A 23119-nucleotide genomic window follows, 5' to 3' on the forward strand; every position below is an offset into this window, starting at 1 on the left:
TCCGGCCGAGTGTCGTACCCCGCTGGCAAGCTCCCCCTCAGGCGGGGAGAATGGCGCGGTCGAGAGGAGGCGGCGAGAGTGGCACTGGCGCTCTACCGCAAGTACCGGCCCCGCACGTTCGCAGAGGTCATCGGGCAGGAGCACGTCACCGAGCCGCTGTCGCAGGCGCTGCGGAGCGGGCGCTTGCACCACGCCTACCTCTTCTCCGGGCCGCGCGGATGTGGCAAGACCAGTAGCGCCCGGATCCTCGCCCGCTCGCTCAACTGCGCGCAGGGGCCGACGCCCGAGCCGTGCGGTCAGTGCGAGTCGTGCAAGTCGCTGGCCAACGACGGGGCCGGCTCGATCGACGTCATCGAGATCGACGCGGCCAGCCACGGTGGTGTCGACGACGCGCGTGAGCTGCGGGAGCGGGCCTTCTTCGCGCCGGTGAGCAGCCGATACAAGATCTACGTGATCGACGAGGCGCACATGGTCTCGTCGGCGGGCTTCAACGCGCTGCTCAAGCTGGTCGAGGAGCCGCCCGATTACGTCAAGTTCATCTTCGCGACCACCGAGCCGGAAAAGGTGCTCGGCACGATCAAGTCGCGGACTCATCACTACCCCTTCCGGCTGATCCCCCCGGGCGTGCTCCGCCCCTACCTGGAGCAGTTGTGCGCGGCGGAGAGCGTCAAGGTCGAGTCGGCGGTCTTCCCGCTCGTGGTGCGGGCCGGCGGCGGCAGCGCGCGTGACACGCTTTCGGTGCTCGACCAGCTGATCGCCGGCGCGGGCTCGGAGGGCGTGACGTACGCGCGGGCGGTGTCGCTGCTCGGCGTGACCGACGTCGCGCTGATCGACGAGATGTGCGACGCGCTGGCGGCGGGTGATGGCGGCGCGGCCTACGGCACGATCGATCGAGTGGCCGAGGCGGGGCATGATCCGCGGCGGTTCGCCTCCGATTTGCTGGAGCGGCTGCGTGACCTGATCGTGCTTCAGCAGGTGCCCGACGCGGCGACCAAGGGGCTGATCGACGGGCCCAGCGACCAGATCGAGCGGATGGTCGCGCAGGCCGCGCGGCTGGGGCCGGCGACGCTCTCCCGGTGTGCCGACATCGTCCACAACGGACTGGTGGAGATGCGTGGCACCACCGCGCCCCGGCTGCTGCTCGAGCTGATCACCGCGCGGATGCTGCTCCCCGGCGCCGAAAAGTCCGAAGATCTGCTCCAGCGGCTGGAGCGGGTCGAGCGGCGGTTCGCCATCGCGGGCACCGCCGGCGACGAGCGGGAGCCGGCGCGGTCGCACTCGCCGGCGCGTTTCCAGCCAGCCCAGCCCGCCAGCCCAGCCCAGCCGGCAGCGCCGGCCCAGCCCGCCGGCTCAGCCCAGCCCGCGGCGTCAGGCCAGCCCGCGGCGTCAGGCCAGCCCGCGGCGTCAGCCCAGCCTGCGACGCCAGCCCAGCCAAGCCCACCGGGCCAGCCCGCCGGGCCGGCCCAGCACCAGGCCCAGCCGGCCGCGCCGGCTCAGCACCAAGCGCAGCCTGCGGCGGCACCACCACCGCGGGCGGTCATGGACGATCCGGTCACGCCCGAGCCCGAGCGTCCGGGCAGCAGCCCGCCGGCCCAGCTCGACATCGCCGGCGTGCGGCGGGCGTGGGACGAGATCCTCAGCATGATCAACAGTCGCAACAAGCGGATCGCCGCCCTGGCGCGCAACGCGACGGTGCGGGATCTCGAGGGCGACGCGCTGGTGCTCACGTTCCAGTCGTCGGTGCTCGCGCAGATGATGTCCAAGGAAGCCGGCGTGCTGGGCGAGGCCATCTACGAGGTGCTCGGCGTCCGCTGGGAGTTGCGCTGCGAGGTGGCCGGCGACGGTCGGTCGGCCGTACAGCCCGCGGCCCGGTCCGCCGCGCCACCGGCGCGGCCCGCGCCGAGCCCGCCCGCCGCGGAGAAGAAGCCGCCGGTCACCAACGAGTGGCCCGAGCCGGCCCGCCCTGGCGGAGCCGCGCCGAAGGCGGCCGCGCCCGAGGCGCCGCCCGCAGCAGCGGTCACCGCGCCGGAGGCGCCGCCGGCCGCCAGCTCCGAGTCCAACGGCCTGGCGGCGGCGAGGGCTGCGGCGGCGGGACGTGGCGTTCGTACCCCTTCTGCTCCTACGGCCGACAGCAGCTGGGCGGGTGAGCCTCCCTACGACCCCGACTACGACGGGCCGCGGGCGAAAGGGGCGGCAGCCAGCCCGCCCACGGCGGCGGCCGCCTACGAGGGTTTCGACCCGGGCGACGAGCCGACCGACGAGGTCATCGACGAGCGCACCGCCCGGCAGAGCAGTGAACAACAGGCAATGCAGTTGTTGCAGCAGACCTTCGGCGCCGAGAAGATCGGCGAGGTCTAGGCTGACACGGAATCGACCAACGAGGAGACGGCGATGCGGCCCGGTGGACAGCCCAACCTGCAGCAGCTCATGAAGCAGGCGCAGAAGATGCAAGAGCAGCTCGCCGAGGCGCAGGCAGAGCTTGCCGAGGCCGAGGTGACGGGCACGGCCGGCGGTGGTCTGGTGACCGTGACGATCTCCGGTTCGGGCGAGGTGCGGTCGGTGAAGATCGACCCCAAGGCGGTCGACCCCGACGACGTCGAGACGCTCGAAGACCTGGTGCTGGCGGCCCTGCACAGTGCCAACGACGCGGTGCGCAAGCTGACCGAGCAGAAGATGGGCCCGGTCGCCGGCGGGATGGGCGGCCTCGGCCTGCCTGGTTTCTGACCGGCCCGGCCGCCACGTCTCGATCAAGGGCGGCCCGGCGCGCGCCAAGGCAGAAACAGCAGCGACAATCGGGCGTACTACAAAGCCGGACCACGCCGCGCCGCCAACGGGAAAGCAGCGCCTTCGCGGAAAGAACAGATAGAGCATGTACGAAGGCGCCATCCAGGATCTGATCGACGAGCTGGGCCGGCTTCCGGGCGTGGGGCCGAAGAGTGCCCAGCGGATCGCGTTCCACATCCTCTCCGCCGACCCGGCCGACGTGACCCGCCTCGCCACCGCGCTGCGCAAGGTCAAGGAGCTGGTGCGGTTCTGCACGAGCTGCTACAACGTGGCCGAGTCGGAGCAGTGCCGGATCTGCCGCGACCCCCGCCGCAGCGAAGAGGTGCTGTGCGTGGTCGAGGAGCCCAAGGACGTGGTGGCGATCGAGCGGACCGGTGAGTTCCGCGGGCGCTACCACGTGCTCGGCGGGGCGATCAATCCGCTGGAGGGCATCGGCCCTGACAACCTGCGCATCCGCGAGCTGATGGCGCGACTGGGCAGCGGCGAGGTGAAGGAGCTGATCCTCGCCACCGACCCCAACACCGAAGGCGAGGCGACCGCGACCTACCTCGCGCTGATGGTCAAGCCGATGGGCATCTCGGTGACCCGTCTGGCCAGCGGGCTCCCCGTCGGCGGCGACCTCGAGTACGCGGACGAGATCACGCTGGGGCGCGCCTTCGAGGGCCGCCGGGCCATCTGACCCGAGCACCAGACCCGCCCCGATCCGGGGTGGAGCGTCTGACACCATGCCCGCGAAGCAACGTCGTGATGTAACAACTTGGCATCGACAAACTTAGGACAAAGCGTTCGTTTGCCTGCCTGGCCTCGACCTTCTACGACTGGACCGCGACCGCTAGGACACGATCCGGTACCAACCCCTTATCGGCTGGTTTCCGGCGACTAAGAGCGCCCGCTAGTGTCGCGCCATCGGTGACCTCCGTCACCGCGTATGTCCGTACCCATAGGACGAGGTGAAGCACCATGCGTGCAGCAAGACCGAAGGCCGCTATCGCGGTCGTTGCGGTCGCCGCCCTCGCGGTAGCCGGCTGTGCTGAGAGCGATCGCGACAACGAGGGCTCGGGCCAGAGCACCAGAGACACCTTGGTTTTCGGCACCGCCGGAGACCCCAAGGTGCTCGACCCCAGCCTCGCCAGCGACGGTGAGTCGCTGCGCGTGGCCCGACAGGTTTTCGAGACCCTGGTCCGTCCCGAAGAGGGCGGCACGAAGGTCTCGCCCGGTCTGGCCGAGAGCTGGACGCCGGACGCCACCGGCACGGTCTGGACCTTCAAGCTGCGGTCGGGTGTGAAGTTCCACGACGGTACGGACTTCAACGCCGAGGCCGTCTGCGTCAACTTCAACCGGTGGTACAACGCGACCGGCCTGATGCAGAGCCCCGACGTCACCGCATACTGGCAGGACGTCATGGGCGGCTTCGCCAAAAACGAGGACCCCGAGCTGCCCCCGAGCCTCTTCAAGTCGTGCACGGCGAAGGACGCGACCACCGTCGACCTCGCCTTCACACGGGTCTCCAGCAAGATCCCCTCGGCCCTGATGCTTCCCTCCTTCTCGATCCACAGCCCGCAGGCCCTCCAGCAGTACGACGCGAGCAACGTCAGCGGCAGCGCCGACGACATCAAGTACCCGTCGTACGCGATGGAGCACCCCACCGGCACCGGTCCGTTCAAGTTCAAGTCGTGGAACATCGCGGACAAGACGCTGACGATCGAGCGCAACGAGGACTACTGGGGCGACAAGGCAAAGCTCAAGACGCTGGTCTTCCGCACGATCTCCGACGAAAACGCCCGCAAGCAGGCGCTTCGCTCCGGTGACATCCAGGGGTACGACCTGGTCGGTCCCGCCGACGTCGAGCCGCTCAAGGGCGAGGGCTTCAACGTGCTGACCCGGCCGGCGTTCAACATCCTCTACCTGGCGATCAACCAGAAGGGCAACCCGAAGCTCGCCGACATCAAGGTGCGGCAGGCGATCGCGTACGCGCTCAACCGCCAGGCCCTGGTCGACTCGAAGCTGCCGCCGGGCGCCGAAGTGGCGACGCAGTTCTTCCCGTCCACGGTGGAGGGTTGGAACGACTCGGTCACCAAGTACGAATACAACGTGGAGAAGGCCAAGCAGCTGCTGGCCGAGGCTGGCGCGTCCAACCTGACGCTGCGCTTCCACTACCCGACCGAGGTCACCCGGCCGTACATGCCCAACCCCAAGGACATCTACGAGCTGCTCTCGGCCGACCTGAAGGCCGCCGGCATCAACGTGCAGGGCATCCCCCTGAAGTGGAGCCCGGACTACCTCAACGCGACGACGTCCGGCACCGCCCACGACGTCCACCTGCTCGGCTGGACCGGTGACTACGGCGACGGCTACAACTTCATCGGCACCTTCTTCGACCGGCAGAAGGATGAGTGGGGCTACAACAACCCCGACCTCTTCGCCAAGTTCAAGAAGGCCGACGAGACGGCTGACCTGGCTGCCCGCACGGCGCTCTACAAGGAGCTCAACGCGGACATCATGAACTTCCTGCCTGGTGTGCCGATCTCCCACTCGCCTCCCGCCCTTGTCCTCGGTAAGGACGTGACCGGCGTCAAGGCAAGCCCGCTCACGGACGAGCGGTACGCCACCGCCGAGTTCAAGTCCTGAAACACATATAGATAGGAACGCGTGGGCGGGCACTCACCAGGTGCCCGCCCGCGCGGCCGTCTTCTGACCCACCGAGGCGCCCGTGTTCCGATTCATCGTCAGACGGCTGCTCCAGCTCATACCCACGCTGTTCGGCCTGTCGATCCTGCTCTTCACCTGGCTGCACCGCCTGCCGGGCGGACCCGAGACCGCCCTGCTCGGTGAGCGTGGCACGCCGGAGATGCGCGCCCAGATCCGGGAAAACCTGGGGCTGGACGAGCCACTACTTATCCAGTACGGCCGCTTCGTCAAGCGGCTCGTGCAGTTCGACCTGGGCACGTCGATCAACACCAAACGCGCGGTGACGACCGAGTTCCTGGAGCGCTTCCCCGGCACGGTCGAGCTGACCATCATGGCCATGCTGATCGCGATCGGGGTCGGCATCCCGCTCGGCTACCTCGCCGCCCGGCGCCGGGGCTCGATCATCGACCAGGCGTCGGTGGGCGGCTCGCTGCTCGGCACCTGTGTGCCGATCTTCTTCCTGGCGTACGTGCTGAAGGCGATCTTCGCGGAAAACCTCGGCCTGTTCCCCAGCATCGGGCGGCAGGACCCCTCGATCAACGCCACGCACATCACAAACTTCTTCGTGCTCGACGGCATCCTGACCCGGGAGTGGGATGCGGCCGCCGACGCGATCTGGCACCTGGTGCTGCCCGGCTTCGCGCTGGCCAGCATCCCGCTCGCGATCATCGTGCGGATCACCCGCGCGAGCGTGCTGGAGGTGCTGGGCGAAGACTTCGTACGTACCGCCGAGGCGAAGGGCCTGACCGAGCGGACCGTGCGCCGCCGTCACGTCCTCCGCAACGCGATGCTGCCGGTGGCCACGTCGATCGGCCTGCTGACCGGCCTGCTCCTCTCCGGCGCCGTGCTCACCGAGACGGTCTTCGCGTTCAGCGGGATCGGCGCGTTCATCCGAGACGCGATCAGCAACCTCGACTACCCCGTACTCATGGGCTTCATCATGATCATTGCGGTGATCTTCGCCCTGGTGAACCTGCTGGTCGACGTCTCCTACAGCCTGATCGACCCGAGGGTGAGGGTGCGATGAAGCCACGTCACTTCGGGGGCCTCGCATGACTCTCGCTCCGGGGCGCAAGAAAGAGAAGCTGGACCGGCTCGCCGAACTCTCCGCCGTGCACGACGACGAGCGGGGCGTCAGCCTCTGGCGGGAGGCGATGGGGCGGCTGCGGCGCAATCCGGCCGCCATCGTGGGCGCGGCGATCCTCACCGTGTTCGTACTGGTCGCGGTCGTGGGGCCGTTCCTCGTGCCGTACGCGCCGACCGACACCATCGGCGTCCGGGAAGGCGTCGTCAGGTCGGGCCACGGGATCATCCCTGGCCCGTCGGCCGACCACTGGCTCGGCTACGACCACCAGGGACGCGACGAGTTCAGCCGGCTCGTGGTGGGCGCCCGCCAGACGCTGATCGTGGGCATCGTCTCCACGCTCATCGGCCTGACCATCGGCGTGCTGCTCGGTGGCGTCGCGGGCGCGGCGGCGGGGCTTGGCGGCCGGTGGGGGCGGGCCGTCGACAACGTCATCATGCGGATCGTCGACATGATGCTCTCGCTGCCGAGCCTGCTGCTCGCGGTGAGCGTGGCGGCGCTGCTCGGGCCCAGCCTCGTTACCGTGATGATCGCGGTCGGTGTGGTGTCGGTGCCGATCTTCGCCCGGCTGCTGCGCGGCTCGATGATCGCGCAGGCCAACCGCGACTACGTGCTGGCGTCGAGTTCGCTGGGCGTACGCAAATCGAAGATCGCGATCAGCCACATCCTGCCCAACTCGCTCGCCCCGGTGATCGTGCAGGCCACGCTGACGCTGGCCACGGCGATCATCGAGGTGGCGGCACTCTCCTTCCTCGGCCTCGGCAACCCCGACTCCGCCATACCGGAGTGGGGGCTCATGCTGGCGGACGCGCAGCAGTACCTGGGCATCCGTCCCGGGCTGGCGATCTACCCGGCGGTGGCCATCATCATCACGGCGCTGGGCTTCACGCTCCTCGGCGAGGCGATGCGCGAGGCTCTCGACCCGAAGCTGCGAAGGTGAGGTGGGCATTGTGAGCGCGAGGAGTGAGCTTCGACGGCTTGGGGCTATTCGCGGCGGTCCGCATGCGAGCCCCGCAGTCGCGAACGGAAGGTGAGCATTGTGAGCGCGAGGAGTGAGCTTCGACGGCTTGGGGCTATTCGCGGCGGTCCGCATGCGAGCCCCGCAGTCGCGAACGGAAGGTAAGCAATGGCACTTCTCGACGTGCAGGATCTGTCGGTCACGTTCGCGCGGCGGGGGCAGCGCACGGTGCACGCGGTCGACGGCGTCTCGTTCACTGTGGACGCCGGTGAGGTCGTCGGTCTGGTCGGCGAGTCCGGCTGTGGCAAGAGCGTGACCTCGCTGGCGCTGATGGGGCTGCTGCCCCGCCAGCGCGGCGTGCGGATCGGTGGCGCGGCCATCTTCGACGGCACCGAGCTGCTCGCGCTCGACCCACGCGCGATGCGCGACGTGCGTGGCCGCGACATCGCGATGATCTTTCAGGACCCGCTCTCCTCGCTCAACCCGGTGGTGCCGATCGGCATCCAGGTCACCGAGGTGCTGGTCCGCCACCGCGGCATGGGCAAAGACGCCGCCCGCAAGGAGGCGGCCGAGCTGCTCGACCGGGTCGGCATCCCCGACCCGCGGCGACGGCTCAAGGAGTATCCGCACCAGCTCTCCGGCGGCATGCGGCAGCGCGCGCTGATCGCGATGGCCGTGGCCTGCCGGCCACGGCTGCTCATCGCGGACGAGCCCACCACGGCGCTCGACGTGACCATCCAGGCCCAGATCCTTGAGCTGCTCAAAGAGTTGGTACGGGACTCCGGCACCGCGCTCATCATGATCACGCATGATCTCGGTGTGGTCGCCGGCATGTGCGACACCATCAATGTGCTCTACGCGGGCCGAGTGGTCGAGACCGCCCGCCGCAAGGAGCTGTTCGCCGAGCGGCGCCATCCGTACACGGAAGGGCTGCTGAACTCGATCCCCCGCCTGGACGCGGGGCGGGGTGAAAAGCTCAGGCCGATCCGCGGCTCGGTGCGCGACGTGCTGCCGTGGGCTGACGGCTGCGCGTTCGCGCCACGCTGCGACCGGCGGGTCGACGCCTGCGTGGGGCAGCCGCCGTCGATGACGCCCACGCACACCGGGCACGAGTTCCGGTGCGTCAACCCGGTGCCGCTCGCGCAGCCGGAACAGCCGGAGGAGGCTCGGGTATGAGTGGGAGTCGCGAGGCTACGGGGGCTGACCACGATGGTGGTGGAGCGCCGAGCGGCGGAGCGTTGCAGGCAGAGGGCGGGAGTCGTGAGGCTACGGGCGCTGACCACGATGGTGGTGGAGCGCCGAGCGGCGGAGCCTCGCAGGCACAGAGCGAGGCTTTGGTTGAGGTGCGAGACCTCAAGGTGCACTTCCCGATCACCACGGGCGTGCTCTTCGACCGCGTGGTCGGCCACGTCAAGGCGGTCGACGGGGTCGACCTGACCGTGCCTCGCGGCCAGACGTACGGCCTGGTGGGCGAGTCGGGCTGCGGCAAGTCCACGCTTGGGCGGGCGATCCTCCAGCTCACCGCTCCGACCGGGGGCGAGGTGCGGTTCGACGGTGTGGAGCTGACCAGGCTGCCGGCGGGCAAGCTGCGCGGCATGCGGCGGCGGATGCAGATGATCTTCCAGGACCCGATGTCCAGCCTGGACCCCCGGCAGAACGTCGAGTCGATCCTCACCGAAGGGCTCGCGGCCCACAACATCGGCGGCAGTCGCTCGGAGCGGCGGCAGATCATCTACAAGACACTCGACGCGGTCGGGCTGCCGCACTGGGCGCTGTCCCGCTACCCGCACGAGTTCTCCGGCGGCCAGCGGCAGCGGATCGGCATCGCCCGGGCGCTGGTGCTCGGGCCCGAGCTGATCGTGGCCGACGAGCCGGTCTCCGCGCTCGACGTGTCGATCCAGGCGCAGGTCATCAACCTCCTCGACGAGCTTCAGGAGGAGCTGGGCCTCACCTACCTGGTGATCGCGCACGACCTCGCGGTGGTGCGGCACATCTCCGACGTGGTCGGCGTGATGTACCTGGGCGCGCTGGTCGAGGAGGCGCCGAGCGACCGGCTCTACCGGGAGCCGCTGCACCCGTACACGCGGGCGCTGATGTCGGCCGTGCCGGTGCCCGACCCGGAGGTCGAAGACCGCCGCGAGCGGATCCTGCTCGCCGGTGACCTGCCGTCGCCGGCCAACCCGCCGTCCGGCTGCCGCTTCCACACGCGCTGCCCGTGGGCGCAGCCGACGCGCTGCTCGACCGAGCGGCCGGAGCTGCGCGACGTGGGCGGCACGCGGGTCGCCTGTCACTGGGCCGAGCAGATCGCGTCGGGCGAGCTGCGGCCGCACGAGGTGAAGGTGCAGCTGGTGCGGCCGGGCGACGAGGGCGAGGCGCCGAGCGTGGTGTCCGCGCCGAGCGAGCCCGGCTCGTACGTGTAGGGCTCAGCCCTCGGGGCGGTTGAGCAGTGCGACGGCGATCGCGTGTACCGCGGCCAGGTCGGCCGGATCGGCAAGAGTGGCCCGGCCGCCGGTCACGGTGTACCACTCGTCGGCGTCCTTGTACTGCACGCGGAGCGTGACGTCGTTGCCGGAAAGCTCCGTGCGCAGGGTCAGGTCACCGGTGACGACGCCGACCTCGTCGGTCATGACGCCGCCCGGACCAGCGGTGATGTCGGTGGTCTGTTCGGCCATCACCGCAGTGTAGGGACCCTACTCCCGAGCGGCCGGGCAGGTGTCCAGCATGTCCGACAAAGCCGCTTTCTCCTCAGTGGTGATCCGGAGCTTCCAGTAGTGCTTGACCGCGATCCACTCGGCCGCGTACTCACACCAGAAGTCGCGGTTCGGCGGCTTCCACTGTGACGGGTCCTGGTCGCCCTTGGATCGGTTGGAGGAGGCCGACACCGCGCGGAGCTGCGGGCGCGTCAGGTCGTTGGCGAAGTCGCCGCGCTCCTCGTCGGTCCACTTGTCGGCGCCCGAGCGCCACGCGTTGGCCAGCGGCACCATGTGGTCGATGTCCACGTCGGACGGGTCGTCGAAGGTGCGATCGTCGTACACGCTGACCCACTGGCCGCCCACCACGTTGCAGCCGGTCAGCCGGATCTGCTCGCCGTCTCGCTTGAGCACCGTGTCGCGTACGTCGCAGTTGCGCCCCTCGTCGCGCCAGTGCGGGAAGCGGTTTCGGCTGTAGCCCTTCATCGAACTCGCCCTGGCGACCGTGAGCTGCCCGAGCAGGCGGGCCGAGTCGTCGGCGACGGTGGGCGGGGCGCTGGCGGTGCCGGTGCCGTCTTCGAGCGGTACGCAGCCGGTCAGGGCGAGGGCGGCGGCACAGAGTACGGGGATGAGGCGCACCCCTAAAGCTTGCGGTGCGCCAGGGGCAATCGCCACCCGGCGCACCGCGCACTGTGGAGTTTCGTTCCTACCGAACCCGGTTGACCGCGCTGGTCACGGCCTTGATCGAGGCGGTGACGATGTTGGCGTCGAGGCCCACGCCCCACACCGTGCGGCCGTCCACTTCGCACTCGACGTACGCGGCGGCCTGGGCGTCGCCGCCGGCGGACATCGCATGCTCGGCGTAGTCGAGCACGCGTACCTGGATGTCGACGGTCTGGAGCGCGTTGACGTACGCGTTGATCGGGCCGTTGCCGACCGCGATCAGCGACCGCTGCTCACCGCCGAAGCTCACGTCCGCCTCGATCTCCACCTTGCCCTCCACGGTGGAGGTGGAGTACGTCCGCATCGCCAGCGCCGGCTGCCGCTGGTGGCCGATCAGGTACTCCGTGGCGAAGATCTCCCACATGCGGCCGGGCTCGACCTCGCCGCCCTCGGTGTCGGTGAACTGCTGCACCACGCCGGAGAACTCGATCTGGAGCCGGCGCGGCAGGTCGAGGTGGTGCTCCTCCTTCATGATGTACGCCACGCCGCCCTTGCCGGACTGCGAGTTGACCCGGATGACCGCCTCGTAGCTGCGGCCCAGATCCTTGGGGTCGATCGGCAGGTATGGCACCGCCCACTCGTGCTTGTCGATCTCCACGCCCGCAGCGGCGGCGTCGACCGCCAGCGCGTCGAAGCCCTTCTTGATCGCATCCTGGTGGGAGCCGGAGAAGGCGGTGTAGACCAGGTCGCCGGCGTACGGGTGACGCTCGTGCACGGGCAGCTGGTTGCAGTACTCGACGGTGCGCTTGATCTCGTCGATGTTGGTGAAGTCGATCTGCGGGTCGACGCCCTGGGCGAACAGGTTGAGCCCCAGCGTCACCAGGTCGACGTTGCCGGTGCGCTCGCCGTTGCCGAAGAGGCACCCCTCGATCCGGTCAGCGCCGGCCAGCAGGCCCAGCTCGGCGGCGGCCACACCGGTGCCGCGGTCGTTGTGCGGGTGCAGGCTCAGCACCAGGCTGCTGCGGCGGGGCAGGTGGCGGTGCATCCACTCGATCGAGTCGGCGTACACGTTGGGGGTGGCCATCTCGACGGTCGCCGGCAGGTTGACGATCAGCGGACGGTCGGGCGTCGGGTCGACGACGTCGATCACCGCGCCGCAGATCTCCAGCGCGTAGTCGAGCTCGGTGCCGGTGTACGACTCCGGCGAGTACTCGTAGAAGATCTCGGTGTCCGGCGTGTGGATCTCGGCGTACTTCTGGCACATCCGCGCGCCGTCGACGGCGATCGCGGTGATGCCCGGCCGGTCCAGGCCGAAGACCACGCGGCGCTGGAGCGTGGAGGTCGAGTTGTAGAAGTGGACGATCGCCCGCTGGGCCCCGCGCAGCGACTCGAAGGTGCGGTCGATCAGGTGCTCGCGGCACTGGGTCAGCACCTGGATCGTGACGTCGTCGGGGATCAGGTCCTGCTCGATCAGCTGGCGCACGAACTCGAAGTCGGTCTGGCTCGCCGAGGGAAATCCGACCTCGATCTCCTTGTATCCCATCTGCACCAGCAGCTGGAACATCCGCCGCTTGCGCTCGGGAGACATGGGGTCGATCAGGGCCTGGTTACCGTCACGCAGGTCGACCGCGCACCAGCGGGGCGCCACCTCTATGCGGCGGGTCGGCCACTGGCGGTCGGGCAGCTCGATCGAGAACTGCTGGTGGTAGGGCTGATAGCGCTGGTAGGGCATGCGGCTGGGCCGCTGCCGCGCGATGGGATCTTGATCTCTGGTGCTGCCGGCAGACATTGCGATGCTCCTGGAGGTCATGGGCTGGTGGATCCGGACAGGAAGCCGGCGCACACGCCAAGACCCCGCGACGAGGTGCCGGCCTAGAGGGCCTCGTCGCGGCGGCGAAGAAGGAGCGCCTGCCACATGACAAACGCCACTCTAGGTGATCGAGGCGGGGTTTACCAGTAGCTCGGTTATCGGCAGGCGGGTGCGGAGCGCGGTCTCCCAGTGGCGGAGCTCTGGCGGGAGCATGGCCGGATCGCCCAGCCGCCCGACCGCCATCACGACCGATGTCCGCAGGTCATCGGGGAGGTCGAGGTCGGCGCGGAGGCCCTCGGCGTCGAAGTCGGCGATCTGGTGCACGTGCAGTCGCAGCGCCGTCGCCTGCACCGTGAGATGCGCCACGGCCTGCCCCAGGTCGTACGCCGCGTGGGGCAGCGTCGCCTGGTCGAGGTGGCCGGCGACCATCAGCGCCGAGGCGTTGCCCGCCCACTGCTGGCACTCGGCCGAGAGGTTTTCCAGGATCCGCTTGTGCGTCTCCTCGTCACGCCGGCCGACGGCAAACCGCCACGGCTGGCTGTTGGCGAACGACGGCGCCCAGCGGGCGGCCTCGAGCAGTGAGCTGACTTCCTCGTCGGACAGGACGGCGACCGGGTCGAAGGCGAGCGGACTCCACCGGGTCGCGAGCAAGGGGTGTAGCTCGGACATGGCGCCGAGTGTGCCGTATCGGACCGTCCGTCACCACTCGGGGTCACTCGGCGTGTCCGTTGATCTACTTAGAGTTCATGCGGACGGGCTGGATGAGGGAGTGGGAGTGGGAGTGGGCGACGGCGGAGGTGGTGGCGGTGCGGCCATGCCCAGCGGCTCCTGGGCCACCACCGGTCCGGGCAGCGTGATCGCGGGCGGTGCGGCGGAGGGCGCACCGGCGAGCAGCAGCGTGCCAAAGCTCACCTTCGCCGCGCTCAGTGTGCCGTCCGCGGCGTAGCAGTAGATGCCCGCGTCGAGCGGCGCACCGACAGACGCGGTAGTGATCTCCACCGAGAAGCAGGCGCCGCTCGCGCCCGGCAGCATCTGGGCCGTCGACACCGACAGGGGTGCTGTGCGGTCGGTCAGGACCTTGCGCCAGTCGGTGAAGACGTGCTGCACGAGCGGGTCGATGTCGCGGGCGAGTGCGCCGTCCGGGTCGGCGACTCGCACGCAGGCCGGCTGCACCGGTCGTTCGGCGGAGGGGAGGGCGCACTGGAAGAGGCCGTCGGCGTTCTGCGCGACCGAGACGTCGGCGGTGCCGCCGAGGGCGCCGAGCGGCACGTCCACACGCCAACTGCCGTCGGCCGCGGTGGTCAGCACCACCGTCCGGTCCGAGCGGCCCGCGGCCGACCAGGTGTAGAGCGCGGTGACCTTACGGTCCTTGTTGGCAGCCGCGAGCCCGGCGAGCTGGACCCGGGCGTCGGGCGCGCCGGCGGGCGCGGTGGTCGGCGGTCCCTCCGGCTCGGGCGCCGGCTCGTCGGAGCCGCACGCGGTCAGTGCCACGATCCCGAGGAGGACTGCGGTGCCGGCGAGTCCGCGCGTATACACATTCACATTCTCTTGTCCGGGCCGGCGACGCGCCGATGACACGCCGTGCGCGCGCGCCCATACCACTAACTGTGGGCCGGATTGTGGGATCGCGTGTCCGTGTCGTCACAGGTCGCCGGTAACCTGGTCTCGTCTTATGTGGCGCCGCCGGCCTCGGACCGGCGGCGTTGGCACGTAGCGGGGCGATGGGAAGGAGCGACACTGCCGTGGCACTCATCGTGCAGAAGTACGGCGGGTCGTCGGTCTCGGACGCGGAGCGGATCAAGCGGGTCGCGGAGCGGATCGTGGCCAGCCGCAAGGCGGGCGACGACGTTGTCGTGGTCGTTTCGGCGATGGGTGACACGACCGACGAGCTGCTCGACCTGGCACACCGGGTCAGCCCGGTGCCCGCCGGCCGCGAGCTCGACATGCTGCTGACATCCGGTGAGCGCATCTCGATGGCGTTGCTCGCCATGGCGATCCACAATCTCGGGTTCGAGGCGCGGTCCTACACCGGGTCGCAGGCTGGTGTGATCACCACCTCGGTGCACGGCAAGGCGCGGATCATCGACGTCACGCCGGGCCGGCTGCGCAGCGCGCTCGACGAGGGCGCGATCACGATCGTCGCCGGCTTCCAGGGCGTCTCGCAGGACACCAAAGACATCACCACGCTGGGCCGCGGCGGTTCCGACACCACCGCGGTCGCGCTCGCCGCCGCGCTGCGCGCGGACGTCTGCGAGATCTACACCGACGTCGACGGCGTGTTCAGCGCAGACCCGCGGATCGTCGCCAACGCACGTCATATCAAGCAGATCACGTACGAAGAGATGTTGGAACTGGCCGCCTGCGGTGCGAAGGTGTTGCACTTGCGCAGCGTGGAGTACGCGCGACGGGCCGGGCTGCCGATCCACGTCCGTTCGTCCTACTCCCAGAACACCGGCACCATGGTCACCGGAGCGATGGAGGACCTTCCCGTGGAGCAAGCACTGATCACCGGGGTCGCTCACGATCGGAGCGAGGCGAAGATCACTATCGTCGCCGTTCCGGATGAGCCGGGCGCCGCCGCCCGCATCTTCCAGACGGTGGCCGACGCCGAGACCAATATCGACATGATCGTGCAAAACGTGTCGACCGGGGTTGTGGGGCCGCAGCGCACGGGCCGCACCGACATCTCGTTCACGCTGCCCAAGGCCGACGGGCCCACCGCGATGGCGGCGCTTAGCAAGATCAAGGAGAGCGTCGGCTTCGAGGATCTGCTGTACGACGAGCACGTGGGCAAGGTTTCGCTGGTCGGCGCCGGGATGCGTTCCCACCCCGGCGTCGCGGCGAAGTTCTTCGCGTCGCTCGGCGAGGCCGGAGTCAACATCGAAATGATCTCCACATCGGAGATCCGGGTTTCCGTCGTTTGCCGCGACACCGACCTGGACGCCGCCGTGCGCGCTGTGCACGCCGCGTTCGACCTGGGTGGTGCGGAAGAAGCGGTCGTGTACGCCGGGACGGGGAGGTAGGCATGCCGCTCCCCAGCCTCGCCGTCGTCGGCGCCACCGGTGCGGTCGGCACCGTCATGTGCGATCTGCTCTCCTCCCGCCGCAACGTGTGGGGCGAGATCCGCGTCGTGGCCTCGGCCCGGTCGGCCGGCCGCAAGGTGCAGTGCCGGGGCGAGGAGCTGACCGTCCAGGCGCTCACGCCCGAGGTGTTCGACGGCATCGACGTGGCTATGTTCGACGTGCCCGACGAGATCTCCGCCGAGTGGGCGCCGGTCGCGGTGTCGCGTGGCGCGGTGGCGGTCGACAACTCCGGCGCCTTCCGCATGGACCGCGACGTGCCGCTGGTCGTTCCCGAGATCAACCCGGAGCAAATCCGCAACCGGCCCAAGGGCATCATCGCCAACGCCAACTGCACCACGCTCGCGATGATCGTGGCGGTCGCCCCGCTCCACCGTGAGTACGGGCTGCGCGAGCTGGTCCTCGCCTCGTACCAGGCGGTCTCCGGTGCCGGCCAGGTCGGCGTCGACACGCTGCACGACCAGCTCGCGAAGATCGCCGGAGACCGCGTGCTCGGCTCGCGTCCGGGCAACGTGCGGCAGGCGGTCGGCGACGACCTCGGCCCGTTCCCCGCCCCGCTCGCGCTCAACGTGGTGCCGTGGGCCGGTTCGCTCAAGGAGGCCGGCTGGTCCTCCGAGGAGCTGAAGATGCGCAACGAGTCTCGCAAGATCCTTGGCCTGCCCGATCTCAAGGTCTCCGCGACCTGCGTGCGCGTGCCGGTGGTGACCGGGCACTCGGTGGCCATACACGCTGTCTTCGGCAGCGAGGTCGACGCTGAGGGCGCCCGCGAGGCCCTGCGTAACGCACCAGGCGTGATCCTGGTCGACGATCCGGCGGCGGGCGAGTTTCCGATGCCGATCGACGCGGTGGGCACCGATCCGTCGTGGGTCGGGCGGCTGCGCCGTTCGATGGACGACCCGCGCGCCCTCGACCTCTTCGTCACCGGCGACAACCTGCGCAAGGGTGCGGCGCTCAACACCGCGCAGATCGCCGAGTTGCTCGCCGCCGAGCTGGCTAACCGCTGAGGCCGCCGAGAGCGCGCCTCATCTGTCGAATGTGAACAGTCGCTCGTCCGGAGGCAGCTCGACGACCGGCCCGGCGTACCTGTGCGCGCCGGCACCGTAGCCCGCCCGCGGATCGGAGACCCAGCGCGCCGTGAAGCCGCTCGCCTCGAACCAGGCGCAGATCGCCGGCACCAGGTCGGGCGGCTCGCGATGGCGGGTCCAGACGACCGTCGCGCCGCTCGCGCAGAATCCGGGCAGGCCCGCGATCGTGCGCTGGATGTCGCCGTCGCTGATGTTGCCGAAGATCCCACAGGCCAAAACCAGATCAGCGGGTACGGCACCGGCGTAGTTGGCGGTGTCGGCCGCGTCACCGGTGAGCACCTCGATGCCGTCGAGCCCGTGGTCGCGCACCGTGCTGGCGAGCCGGTTGCCCAGCGGGCGCTCGCGTTCCTCGTCGACGCGGTGAGCGTGCGTGATCCGGACATCAGCTCATCGCCGGGCTCTGACGGCGTGGGATGGGCGTCCTGTGAGTTGTCATCGTCGCGCGACGTGGCCTCCAGCATGGACGACCTGGAACGCGCCCTGCTCGCCGATCCGGTGAAGGTCTGGCCGGTCTTTCTCGCGGTGAACACCAGGCCGGACATGGTCAAGGACATGATCCGATGGGGACTCGATCAGGGCGGCCCGGACGCGTTGAGCAGGTGTGACGCCTTCGTGGAGATCTCACTGTCCGGAGTCATCGACTGGGCGATCGTGCGGGCGGTCTGCGAGGCGGCGGTCGAGATGTGGTCAGCGGTGCTGCGTGCCGACGGCTCCGGCTTCGACGTGACGCTCGCCGACCTGCCGTGATCGTTGTCTGGCGATCCGGCGAGAACCAGACTCGGCGCTGGCCGGAGGAGGCGATCGGTCAACATGCGGCACGCCGATCCCAGCCTCGCGCACTGGCTGCTACCGAAGGTCCAGCAGCAGCGGCGGTACCTGACAGTCCAGCCCTACATCGTTCATGCGATCAGTGATCGGAACTCCATCGACCATCGGCACGGCAAAGCGCGGCTCCCGACCGGCGGAGAGGTCCTGGGCATACTGCTCGCGAACCTCGACAAGGGTCTCCCAGTCCACTAGCCAAGCGGCAGATGGAAGGTCATCTTCAAGGCGCTCGTCTCCTAAGCCCCGCACCTGGGCCACCATGGTCCGTACTGCGGCGTTCTGGTCCCCGATCGAGCGCACCTTCGCGTCGATGGGAGCGTTGGGCGGTGCCGCCCTCGCGGCGACGGCGGCTTGCATGGTGGCACAGGCACGATCCGCGATGTCGGCGACCTCGCTGTCGATCAGCTCGGGAGGGTCATGGCTCGCGTAGACCCACAGACCCGCGCAGCTGAGGCCAACGCAGCCTGTGGCGACAACTGCGGCCACAACCACGAGCGCGATTCTCCGCCTGCGGTTGTGGCGAGCATCGAGGTCGCCCACGGGCAGTGGGGGCTGCGGTGGGAGCATGTCCGTCAGCCAAGCACATCCCGCCTACCCTCCCATCCGGCCGGTGCGGGTGGCGGCAGGCGGGGTCGTGGCAGCCCGGAGGTCAAAGGCCAGCGCGCTCTGCTGCCCTTGGAGGGGGAACTCAGCGGTCTGCCGCGTGGCGGTACTCCGTTCGTCGGTGGCAAGTCGCGAAGCGGTGCGGCAGTGATCGCCCTGTCCTCAGCGGTGGCCGCCGCCGTCGCGATCGGCACGGCCACTGCCCCCTTGCGCTAGGGGCCAATTCGATGGCGGATGGTGTTGCGCTGGGCCTACCGTCGGTTCATGAGTCACCGGCGGGAGCGACTCCGGCGGGAAATCGGGCAGTTCATGAAGGCGTACGGCCGCGTCGCGGCCGGCAACGACAGTGACCCAAACGATCGCAGCTACAGCCGTAAGCTGGAAGCTGAGATCAAACGCAGAGGCCGGAAGACCTCGATCGCCTCTTACGAGACGCTGACGATGAGGACTGAACCCTCTCGCGGACTACGCGCGACTTCGTGCAAGTCATCTGACGGCCTGACCCGGGCGGCCCTATGGTGTCGACCCTGATGGAGGATCGTGGCGATTCCTAAGAAGGGCAGCCGTCTGATCTCGGCCGATGGCGCCGTCTGCCGATGGCGGGTGCGTCACAAGCCGGCTGCTGTACCAACGCAAGAGGGACCATGTCCACCGATGCGACATGGTCCCTGACCTGGTCGGGGTGGCCGGATTTGAACCGACGACCTCTTCGTCCCGAACGAAGCGCGCTACCAAGCTGCGCCACACCCCGAGGCAGTGCCCGCGTAATAGTAGCCCACGCCCTCAGTGGGACAAACTCGGTATCGGGGTCAGCGCGGGATCAGCGTCAGCAGTGACGCCTCCGGGGGGCAGGCGAACCGCACCGGGGCGGTCGGATGAGTGCCCAGGCCGGCGGAGACGTGCAGCCACGCGTCGGAGCCGGGCCAGCGGAAGAGGCCGCGGGCCATCGAGCGGGGGAGGTCGCAGTTGGTGACAAGCGCGCCCACGAACGGGACCCGCACCTGGCCGCCGTGAGTGTGGCCGGCCAGCAGGAGGTCGAATCCGTCGGCGGCCATCGCGTCGAGGATGAACTGCTCGGGGGAGTGGGTCAGGCCGAGGCGTACGTCGACGTCGGCCGAGGCGCCACCGGCCACCGCGTTGTAGTCGTCGCGCTCGACATGGGGGTCGTCGACGCCCACCATCTCGACGAGGCGGCCACCGGCCTTGACGGTGGTACGGGCGTTGTTGAGGTCGGCCCAGCCGGCGCCCGCCAGCACCTCGCGTAGGTCTTCGGTGGGGAGTTCGACGCCGTGGCGGCGGTCGGCGGTGCGTTCGTGCCTGGCGAAGTACGTGAACGGGCTCTTCAGCACCGGCCCGGTGTAGTCGTTGGAGCCGAACACGAAGGCGCCCGGGTAGACGAGCAGCGGCTCCAATGCGCGGAACACGCCCGGCACGGCGTCGGGGTGGGCCATGTTGTCGCCGGTCACCACCACCAGGTCGGGGTCGGTCCCGGCGAGGGCGGCGACCCACTCCTGCTTGCGCCGCTGGTTGGGCATCATGTGCAGGTCGGAGATGTGCAGGACGCGAAGCGGCTCGGCGTCGAGCGCGAGCACCGGCACGTCGTACCGCCGAAGGGTGAACATGTTGCGCTCGATGAGCGAGGCGTATGCAAGCGTGGCGGCGCCGGCGGCGGCCGTACCCGCGGCGAGTCCGAACAATGTGCGCTTCCGCATGCCGCCCAGGGTAGTTTGACCCACCATGGGCACGCTCAAGGACACCCTCACCACCGACATGCGAACCGCGCTGAAGGCGCGCGACGAGGTCACCACCTCCACGCTCCGGATGGCGCTGGCCGCCGTCGGTAACGCCGAGGTCGCTGGCGACACCAAGCGCGAGCTCTCCGACGAGGAGGTGCTCGCGGTGCTCACCAAGGAGGCGAAGAAGCGCCGCGAGGCCGCCGTGGCGTTCGCCGACGCGGGGCGCGCCGACCAGGCCGCCAAGGAGACCGCCGAGGGTGACGTGCTCGCGCGCTACCTGCCGAAGCAGCTCAGCGACGCGGAGCTGACCGATCTGGTCGCGGGGGCGCTCGCCGGGGGTGGGTTCAGCGGGATGGGCCAGATGGGCCCGGCCATGAAGGCGGCCCAGGCCGCGGTGGCGGGCCGGGCCGAGGGCGGTCGGGTGGCCGCTGAGGTACGCCGCCAGCTGGCCGGCTGACGGCAGGCGAACAGCCGCACAACGAAAGCGGGCGCCGCGGGGTCTGAGCCCCACGGCGCCCGCCCTGCGCTAGTCAGGCGGTGGCGGTAAGCCGGGTCGGTTGCCTGGGCCTCGGCCCGGTGTATCGCCCCCGTCGCCGCCGCCGGGATTGCCGGGCGGAGTGGCACCTCTGCCGTTGCTGACCTGGATGCCCACGATGCCGCCCTTGATGGTGCGACCGCTCGGGCTCGTGCCGGCAGCGGTGCCGGCTGGGCAGGTGGAGTTGACGGGTACGGAGTCGACCGTCACCTCGAAGCCGGCTCCGCGAAGGCGCGAGCGGGCCTCGTCGATCGTCCGGCACTTGACGTCGGGGATCGAGCGCTGGTCGCCAAGGACGATCTTGCCGGTCGGCGGTGTGAACTGCTGTGAAGGTTTGCCCTTCATCGCGTCGCGGACGGTGCTCCAGACGGCGTCGTTGACCTCGTTGTGCGTGAAGCTGGTCGTGGTCTGCGCCCAGTCGGGGTCGGCGATGATGCCGGCGACCATGAGCTGCTTGGTGCCGACGATCAGCGAGGCGGTCTTGGCGCCGTCGGTGGTGCCGCTCTTACCCATGATCGGCTTGTCGACGATGTCGTGCGCCCGGCCCGCGGTGGCGCCCCTGCACTTGGTGGTCGAGGATCTGTCGCCCACCGGGCACCGCGCCGCGTCGACCGCCGCCCGCGCCGCCTCCGTCTTGATCCGCTGCTCACAGCGGGGGTTGGCGATGTCGAGCTTGTTGCCATCCTGGTCGACGATCTCCTGCACCGGGATCGGCTCGCAGTACTTGCCGTCGGCCGCGAGCGTGGCGTACGCGTTGGCCATCTCGAGCGGGGTGGCCGAGGAGACGCCGAGCGTGAAGGCGCCCCACTGGTCAGCCGCGACCTTGTTGTTGGCGAACTTCGCGTCTTCGCTGGCGCGGAACTGGATGCCCATCTTCTTGGCGGCATCGACCACGTTGGCCGCGCCGGCGCGCTCCTGGAGTGGCACGAAGTAGGTGTTGATGGACTGCCCGAAGGCACTCCACATGTTCATGACGCCGTAGCCCTTGCGACCCGCGTTTTCCGGGCAGTACTTGTTGGTGCCCTTGCAGGCCGCGGGCGAGCCGGCCTGGATGATGTACTTCGACTGGTAGGGCGAGACCGTGTTGATCGGGTAGTCGAGCGGATAGCCCCGCTCCAGAGCGGCGACCATCGTAAACATCTTGAAAGTCGAGCCGAACTGGTAGCCGTGGATGTCACCACCGCCGGTGAGCAGCGGGTTGGTGGTGTTGGGGTACGTGCCACGGATGCCCTTCGCCGCCTTCGCGGGGTTGGACGAGATCCGGTTTGCCGGCTTGGCCGGGTCGTCGAGCTTGAACACTCGGTTGACCGCGAGGCCGCGCACCCGCCCGCTGCCAGGCTCGACGGCGGCGAGCATCAGCGCGTTCTTGTTGGTGGCCTTGAGGTGCTTGTCGATATTGGCCTGGGCCACCTGCTGGGTCTTCACGTCCATCGTCGTGACGATGCGGTAGCCGCCGCTCTTGAGCCGCCGCTCCCGGTCGTACGACGTGGCGCCGAAGGTCTCCTGCTCCATCCACCAGCGGTAGAAGTAGTCGCAGAAGAAGCCCCAGTGGTTTTTCGCCGTGGCGACGCAGCCGTTGGGGGTGCGCTTGTCCTTGACCTTCAGCGGCACCTTCTTGGCCTCGGCGGCCTGCTCGGCGGTGATCGCGCCGATCTCGACCATGTTGTCGATGACGTACGACCGGCGAACCTCGGCCTGCGGCTTGCCGGCCGGGGTGGTCGGGTCGAACGCCGAGGGCGCCTTGACCATGCCGGCGAGCAGGGCGGCCTCTTCGATCTTGAGGTCGCGGGGGTGCTTGCCGAAGTAGACCTGGCTGGCGGCGAAGACGCCGTAGGCCCCGCGTCCGAACGGTGCGATGTTGAGGTAGCGCTCCAGGATCTCGTCCTTGGTCATCTCCTTGTCGAGCTGGAGCGCGTACTTCATCTCGCGCATCTTGCGCGCGTTGGTGTCCTCGGTGGCGGCGACGACGTCTTGGGGGTGGGTCGCCGAGTACGCGATCAGCATGCGGACGAGCTGCATGGTCAGCGTGGAGGCGCCCTGGGTCGTGGTGCCGGCCTGGTTGTTGGCGATGAACGCGCGGGCGATGCCCTTGGCGTCGACACCATTGTGAGTACGGAAGGTGTGGTCCTCCGCCGCGATGATCGCTTCCTGCATGAGTGGCGAGACGTCCTTGAGCGGGACATCCCGCCGGTTCTCGTCGTACATCGTGGCGATCAGGGTCTTGCCATCAGAGGCGTAGACATAGGTCATCTGCGGCGACCGCTTGACGGTCAGCTCGCTGGGCAGCCGGTCGAAGGTTTCCGCCCCCGCTTTGGCTGCCAGGCCCGACATCGCAACCGCGGGAAAGGCCGCGGCGGCCACCACCACGCCCGCCAGGAGCCCGCATATCAGCAGCGATGCGGCGTTCGCAAATATGTTGTGATCACGCTTCCGCATCCAGGTCACCTCGCCAGGGTACGGGACCTCGCAACGATCGGCCGTCCCGCGTGGTACAGGTCGACCGACGTGGAAACTTGTCGGACTTTCGGGCATGTCCTGCGGGCACTGGCCTCGTTGTGCTAGACGCATGACCCCCTGC

20 protein-coding genes, 1 tRNA gene and 1 pseudogene are annotated in these 23119 nt (G+C 69.2%); 12 read left to right on the top strand and 10 right to left on the bottom strand.

Features of this window, described 5'->3' with window-relative positions; translation table 11 throughout:
- Positions 1–78 precede the first annotated feature (78 nt).
- The 8 genes from ACFFIA_RS36240 to ACFFIA_RS36275 all read left to right on the top strand — a co-directional run bounded on the left by ACFFIA_RS36240 (position 79) and on the right by ACFFIA_RS36275 (position 9934).
- Positions 79–2358: a DNA polymerase III subunit gamma and tau gene (locus tag ACFFIA_RS36240; protein WP_377260222.1), complete on the top strand. Its 2280-nt coding sequence runs from the start codon at positions 79–81 to the stop codon at positions 2356–2358.
- A gap of 33 nt (positions 2359–2391) precedes the next feature.
- On the top strand, positions 2392–2724 hold the full coding sequence (locus tag ACFFIA_RS36245) for a YbaB/EbfC family nucleoid-associated protein (RefSeq protein WP_377260224.1): 333 nt from the start codon (positions 2392–2394) through the stop codon (positions 2722–2724).
- A gap of 145 nt (positions 2725–2869) precedes the next feature.
- A complete protein-coding gene (recR, locus tag ACFFIA_RS36250) occupies positions 2870–3463 on the top strand; it encodes a recombination mediator RecR (protein ID WP_377260226.1) in 594 nt (197 codons plus the stop codon).
- 281 nt (positions 3464–3744) lie between these two features.
- On the top strand, positions 3745–5412 hold the full coding sequence (locus ACFFIA_RS36255) for an ABC transporter substrate-binding protein (RefSeq protein WP_377260228.1): 1668 nt from the start codon (positions 3745–3747) through the stop codon (positions 5410–5412).
- Positions 5413–5494: 82 nt separating this feature from the next.
- Entirely contained in the window at positions 5495–6499 is a 1005-nt protein-coding gene (locus ACFFIA_RS36260) for an ABC transporter permease (RefSeq protein ID WP_377260230.1), read from the top strand.
- Between the two features lie 25 nt (positions 6500–6524).
- A complete protein-coding gene (locus ACFFIA_RS36265; protein WP_377260232.1) occupies positions 6525–7496 on the top strand; it encodes an ABC transporter permease in 972 nt (323 codons plus the stop codon).
- A gap of 186 nt (positions 7497–7682) precedes the next feature.
- Positions 7683–8690: an ABC transporter ATP-binding protein gene (locus tag ACFFIA_RS36270; protein ID WP_377260234.1), complete on the top strand. Its 1008-nt coding sequence runs from the start codon at positions 7683–7685 to the stop codon at positions 8688–8690.
- 158 nt (positions 8691–8848) lie between these two features.
- A complete protein-coding gene (locus tag ACFFIA_RS36275) occupies positions 8849–9934 on the top strand; it encodes an ABC transporter ATP-binding protein (protein WP_377260236.1) in 1086 nt (361 codons plus the stop codon).
- A gap of 3 nt (positions 9935–9937) precedes the next feature.
- On the opposite strand, the pseudogene ACFFIA_RS36280 reads toward ACFFIA_RS36275, so the two are convergent.
- From ACFFIA_RS36280 to ACFFIA_RS36300, 5 genes and pseudogenes are all read right to left on the bottom strand, one after another.
- A pseudogene (locus ACFFIA_RS36280) lies at positions 9938–10174 on the bottom strand (hypothetical protein); the annotation flags it as partial.
- A 30-nt stretch (positions 10175–10204) separates the two neighbouring features.
- Complete coding sequence (locus ACFFIA_RS36285) at positions 10205–10879, bottom strand: HNH endonuclease family protein (RefSeq protein ID WP_377260238.1); 675 nt, start codon at positions 10877–10879, stop codon at positions 10205–10207.
- A 31-nt stretch (positions 10880–10910) separates the two neighbouring features.
- Positions 10911–12656, bottom strand: a complete 1746-nt coding sequence (gene leuA, locus ACFFIA_RS36290) for a 2-isopropylmalate synthase (RefSeq protein WP_377260240.1) — start codon at positions 12654–12656, stop codon at positions 10911–10913.
- Between the two features lie 141 nt (positions 12657–12797).
- On the bottom strand, positions 12798–13346 hold the full coding sequence (locus ACFFIA_RS36295; protein ID WP_377260242.1) for a nitroreductase family protein: 549 nt from the start codon (positions 13344–13346) through the stop codon (positions 12798–12800).
- Positions 13347–13421: 75 nt separating this feature from the next.
- Positions 13422–14213 (bottom strand): hypothetical protein, encoded by a 792-nt coding sequence (locus ACFFIA_RS36300; RefSeq protein WP_377260244.1) that lies wholly within the window; start codon positions 14211–14213, stop codon positions 13422–13424.
- 206 nt (positions 14214–14419) lie between these two features.
- On the opposite strand from ACFFIA_RS36300, the gene ACFFIA_RS36305 reads away from it, so the two are divergent.
- Positions 14420–15700: an aspartate kinase gene (locus tag ACFFIA_RS36305; protein WP_377260246.1), complete on the top strand. Its 1281-nt coding sequence runs from the start codon at positions 14420–14422 to the stop codon at positions 15698–15700.
- Between the two features lie 2 nt (positions 15701–15702).
- Positions 15703–16761, top strand: coding sequence for an aspartate-semialdehyde dehydrogenase (locus tag ACFFIA_RS36310; RefSeq protein WP_377260248.1), 1059 nt, complete (start codon positions 15703–15705; stop codon positions 16759–16761).
- Between the two features lie 18 nt (positions 16762–16779).
- Here the strand turns inward: ACFFIA_RS36310 and ACFFIA_RS36315 are convergent, their stop codons facing one another.
- Positions 16780–17151, bottom strand: a complete 372-nt coding sequence (locus tag ACFFIA_RS36315; RefSeq protein ID WP_377260250.1) for a hypothetical protein — start codon at positions 17149–17151, stop codon at positions 16780–16782.
- On the opposite strand from ACFFIA_RS36315, the gene ACFFIA_RS36320 reads away from it, so the two are divergent.
- On the top strand, positions 17140–17589 hold the full coding sequence (locus ACFFIA_RS36320) for a hypothetical protein (protein ID WP_377260251.1): 450 nt from the start codon (positions 17140–17142) through the stop codon (positions 17587–17589). The two genes, ACFFIA_RS36315 and ACFFIA_RS36320, sit on opposite strands and share 12 nt — an antisense overlap.
- 99 nt (positions 17590–17688) lie before the next feature.
- Here the strand turns inward: ACFFIA_RS36320 and ACFFIA_RS36325 are convergent, their stop codons facing one another.
- The 3 genes from ACFFIA_RS36325 to ACFFIA_RS36335 form a co-directional block, all read right to left on the bottom strand.
- Positions 17689–18207: a hypothetical protein gene (locus tag ACFFIA_RS36325; protein WP_377260253.1), complete on the bottom strand. Its 519-nt coding sequence runs from the start codon at positions 18205–18207 to the stop codon at positions 17689–17691.
- A gap of 737 nt (positions 18208–18944) precedes the next feature.
- Positions 18945–19021: transfer RNA gene (locus ACFFIA_RS36330), tRNA-Pro, on the bottom strand.
- Between the two features lie 58 nt (positions 19022–19079).
- Positions 19080–19982, bottom strand: a complete 903-nt coding sequence (locus tag ACFFIA_RS36335) for a metallophosphoesterase (protein WP_377260255.1) — start codon at positions 19980–19982, stop codon at positions 19080–19082.
- A gap of 25 nt (positions 19983–20007) precedes the next feature.
- On the opposite strand from ACFFIA_RS36335, the gene ACFFIA_RS36340 reads away from it, so the two are divergent.
- Entirely contained in the window at positions 20008–20463 is a 456-nt protein-coding gene (locus ACFFIA_RS36340) for a GatB/YqeY domain-containing protein (RefSeq protein ID WP_377260257.1), read from the top strand.
- A gap of 69 nt (positions 20464–20532) precedes the next feature.
- On the opposite strand, the gene ACFFIA_RS36345 is transcribed toward ACFFIA_RS36340, so the two are convergent.
- Positions 20533–22977 carry a penicillin-binding protein gene (locus ACFFIA_RS36345; RefSeq protein WP_377260259.1) on the bottom strand — a complete coding sequence of 815 codons (2445 nt, stop codon included), beginning with the start codon at positions 22975–22977 and terminating at the stop codon, positions 20533–20535.
- Positions 22978–23119 lie beyond the last annotated feature (142 nt).

The organism is Phytohabitans kaempferiae (assembly GCF_042433955.1).
Classification (GTDB): Bacteria; Actinomycetota; Actinomycetes; order Mycobacteriales; family Micromonosporaceae; genus Phytohabitans; species Phytohabitans kaempferiae.

What these genes read in the sequence shown, in the direction of transcription:
- ACFFIA_RS36310 (WP_377260248.1), top strand. Translation starts at nt 15,703, where the DNA reads ATGCCGCTCCCCAGCCTCGCCGTCGTCGGCGCCACCGGTGCGGTCGGC.
- ACFFIA_RS36265 (WP_377260232.1), top strand. Translation starts at nt 6,525, where the DNA reads ATGACTCTCGCTCCGGGGCGCAAGAAAGAGAAGCTGGACCGGCTCGCC.
- ACFFIA_RS36335 (WP_377260255.1), bottom strand. Translation starts at nt 19,982, where the DNA reads ATGCGGAAGCGCACATTGTTCGGACTCGCCGCGGGTACGGCCGCCGCC.
- ACFFIA_RS36345 (WP_377260259.1), bottom strand. Translation starts at nt 22,977, where the DNA reads ATGCGGAAGCGTGATCACAACATATTTGCGAACGCCGCATCGCTGCTG.
- ACFFIA_RS36270 (WP_377260234.1), top strand. Translation starts at nt 7,683, where the DNA reads ATGGCACTTCTCGACGTGCAGGATCTGTCGGTCACGTTCGCGCGGCGG.
- ACFFIA_RS36340 (WP_377260257.1), top strand. Translation starts at nt 20,008, where the DNA reads ATGGGCACGCTCAAGGACACCCTCACCACCGACATGCGAACCGCGCTG.
- ACFFIA_RS36295 (WP_377260242.1), bottom strand. Translation starts at nt 13,346, where the DNA reads ATGTCCGAGCTACACCCCTTGCTCGCGACCCGGTGGAGTCCGCTCGCC.
- recR (WP_377260226.1), top strand. Translation starts at nt 2,870, where the DNA reads ATGTACGAAGGCGCCATCCAGGATCTGATCGACGAGCTGGGCCGGCTT.
- ACFFIA_RS36245 (WP_377260224.1), top strand. Translation starts at nt 2,392, where the DNA reads ATGCGGCCCGGTGGACAGCCCAACCTGCAGCAGCTCATGAAGCAGGCG.
- leuA (WP_377260240.1), bottom strand. Translation starts at nt 12,656, where the DNA reads ATGTCTGCCGGCAGCACCAGAGATCAAGATCCCATCGCGCGGCAGCGG.
- ACFFIA_RS36255 (WP_377260228.1), top strand. Translation starts at nt 3,745, where the DNA reads ATGCGTGCAGCAAGACCGAAGGCCGCTATCGCGGTCGTTGCGGTCGCC.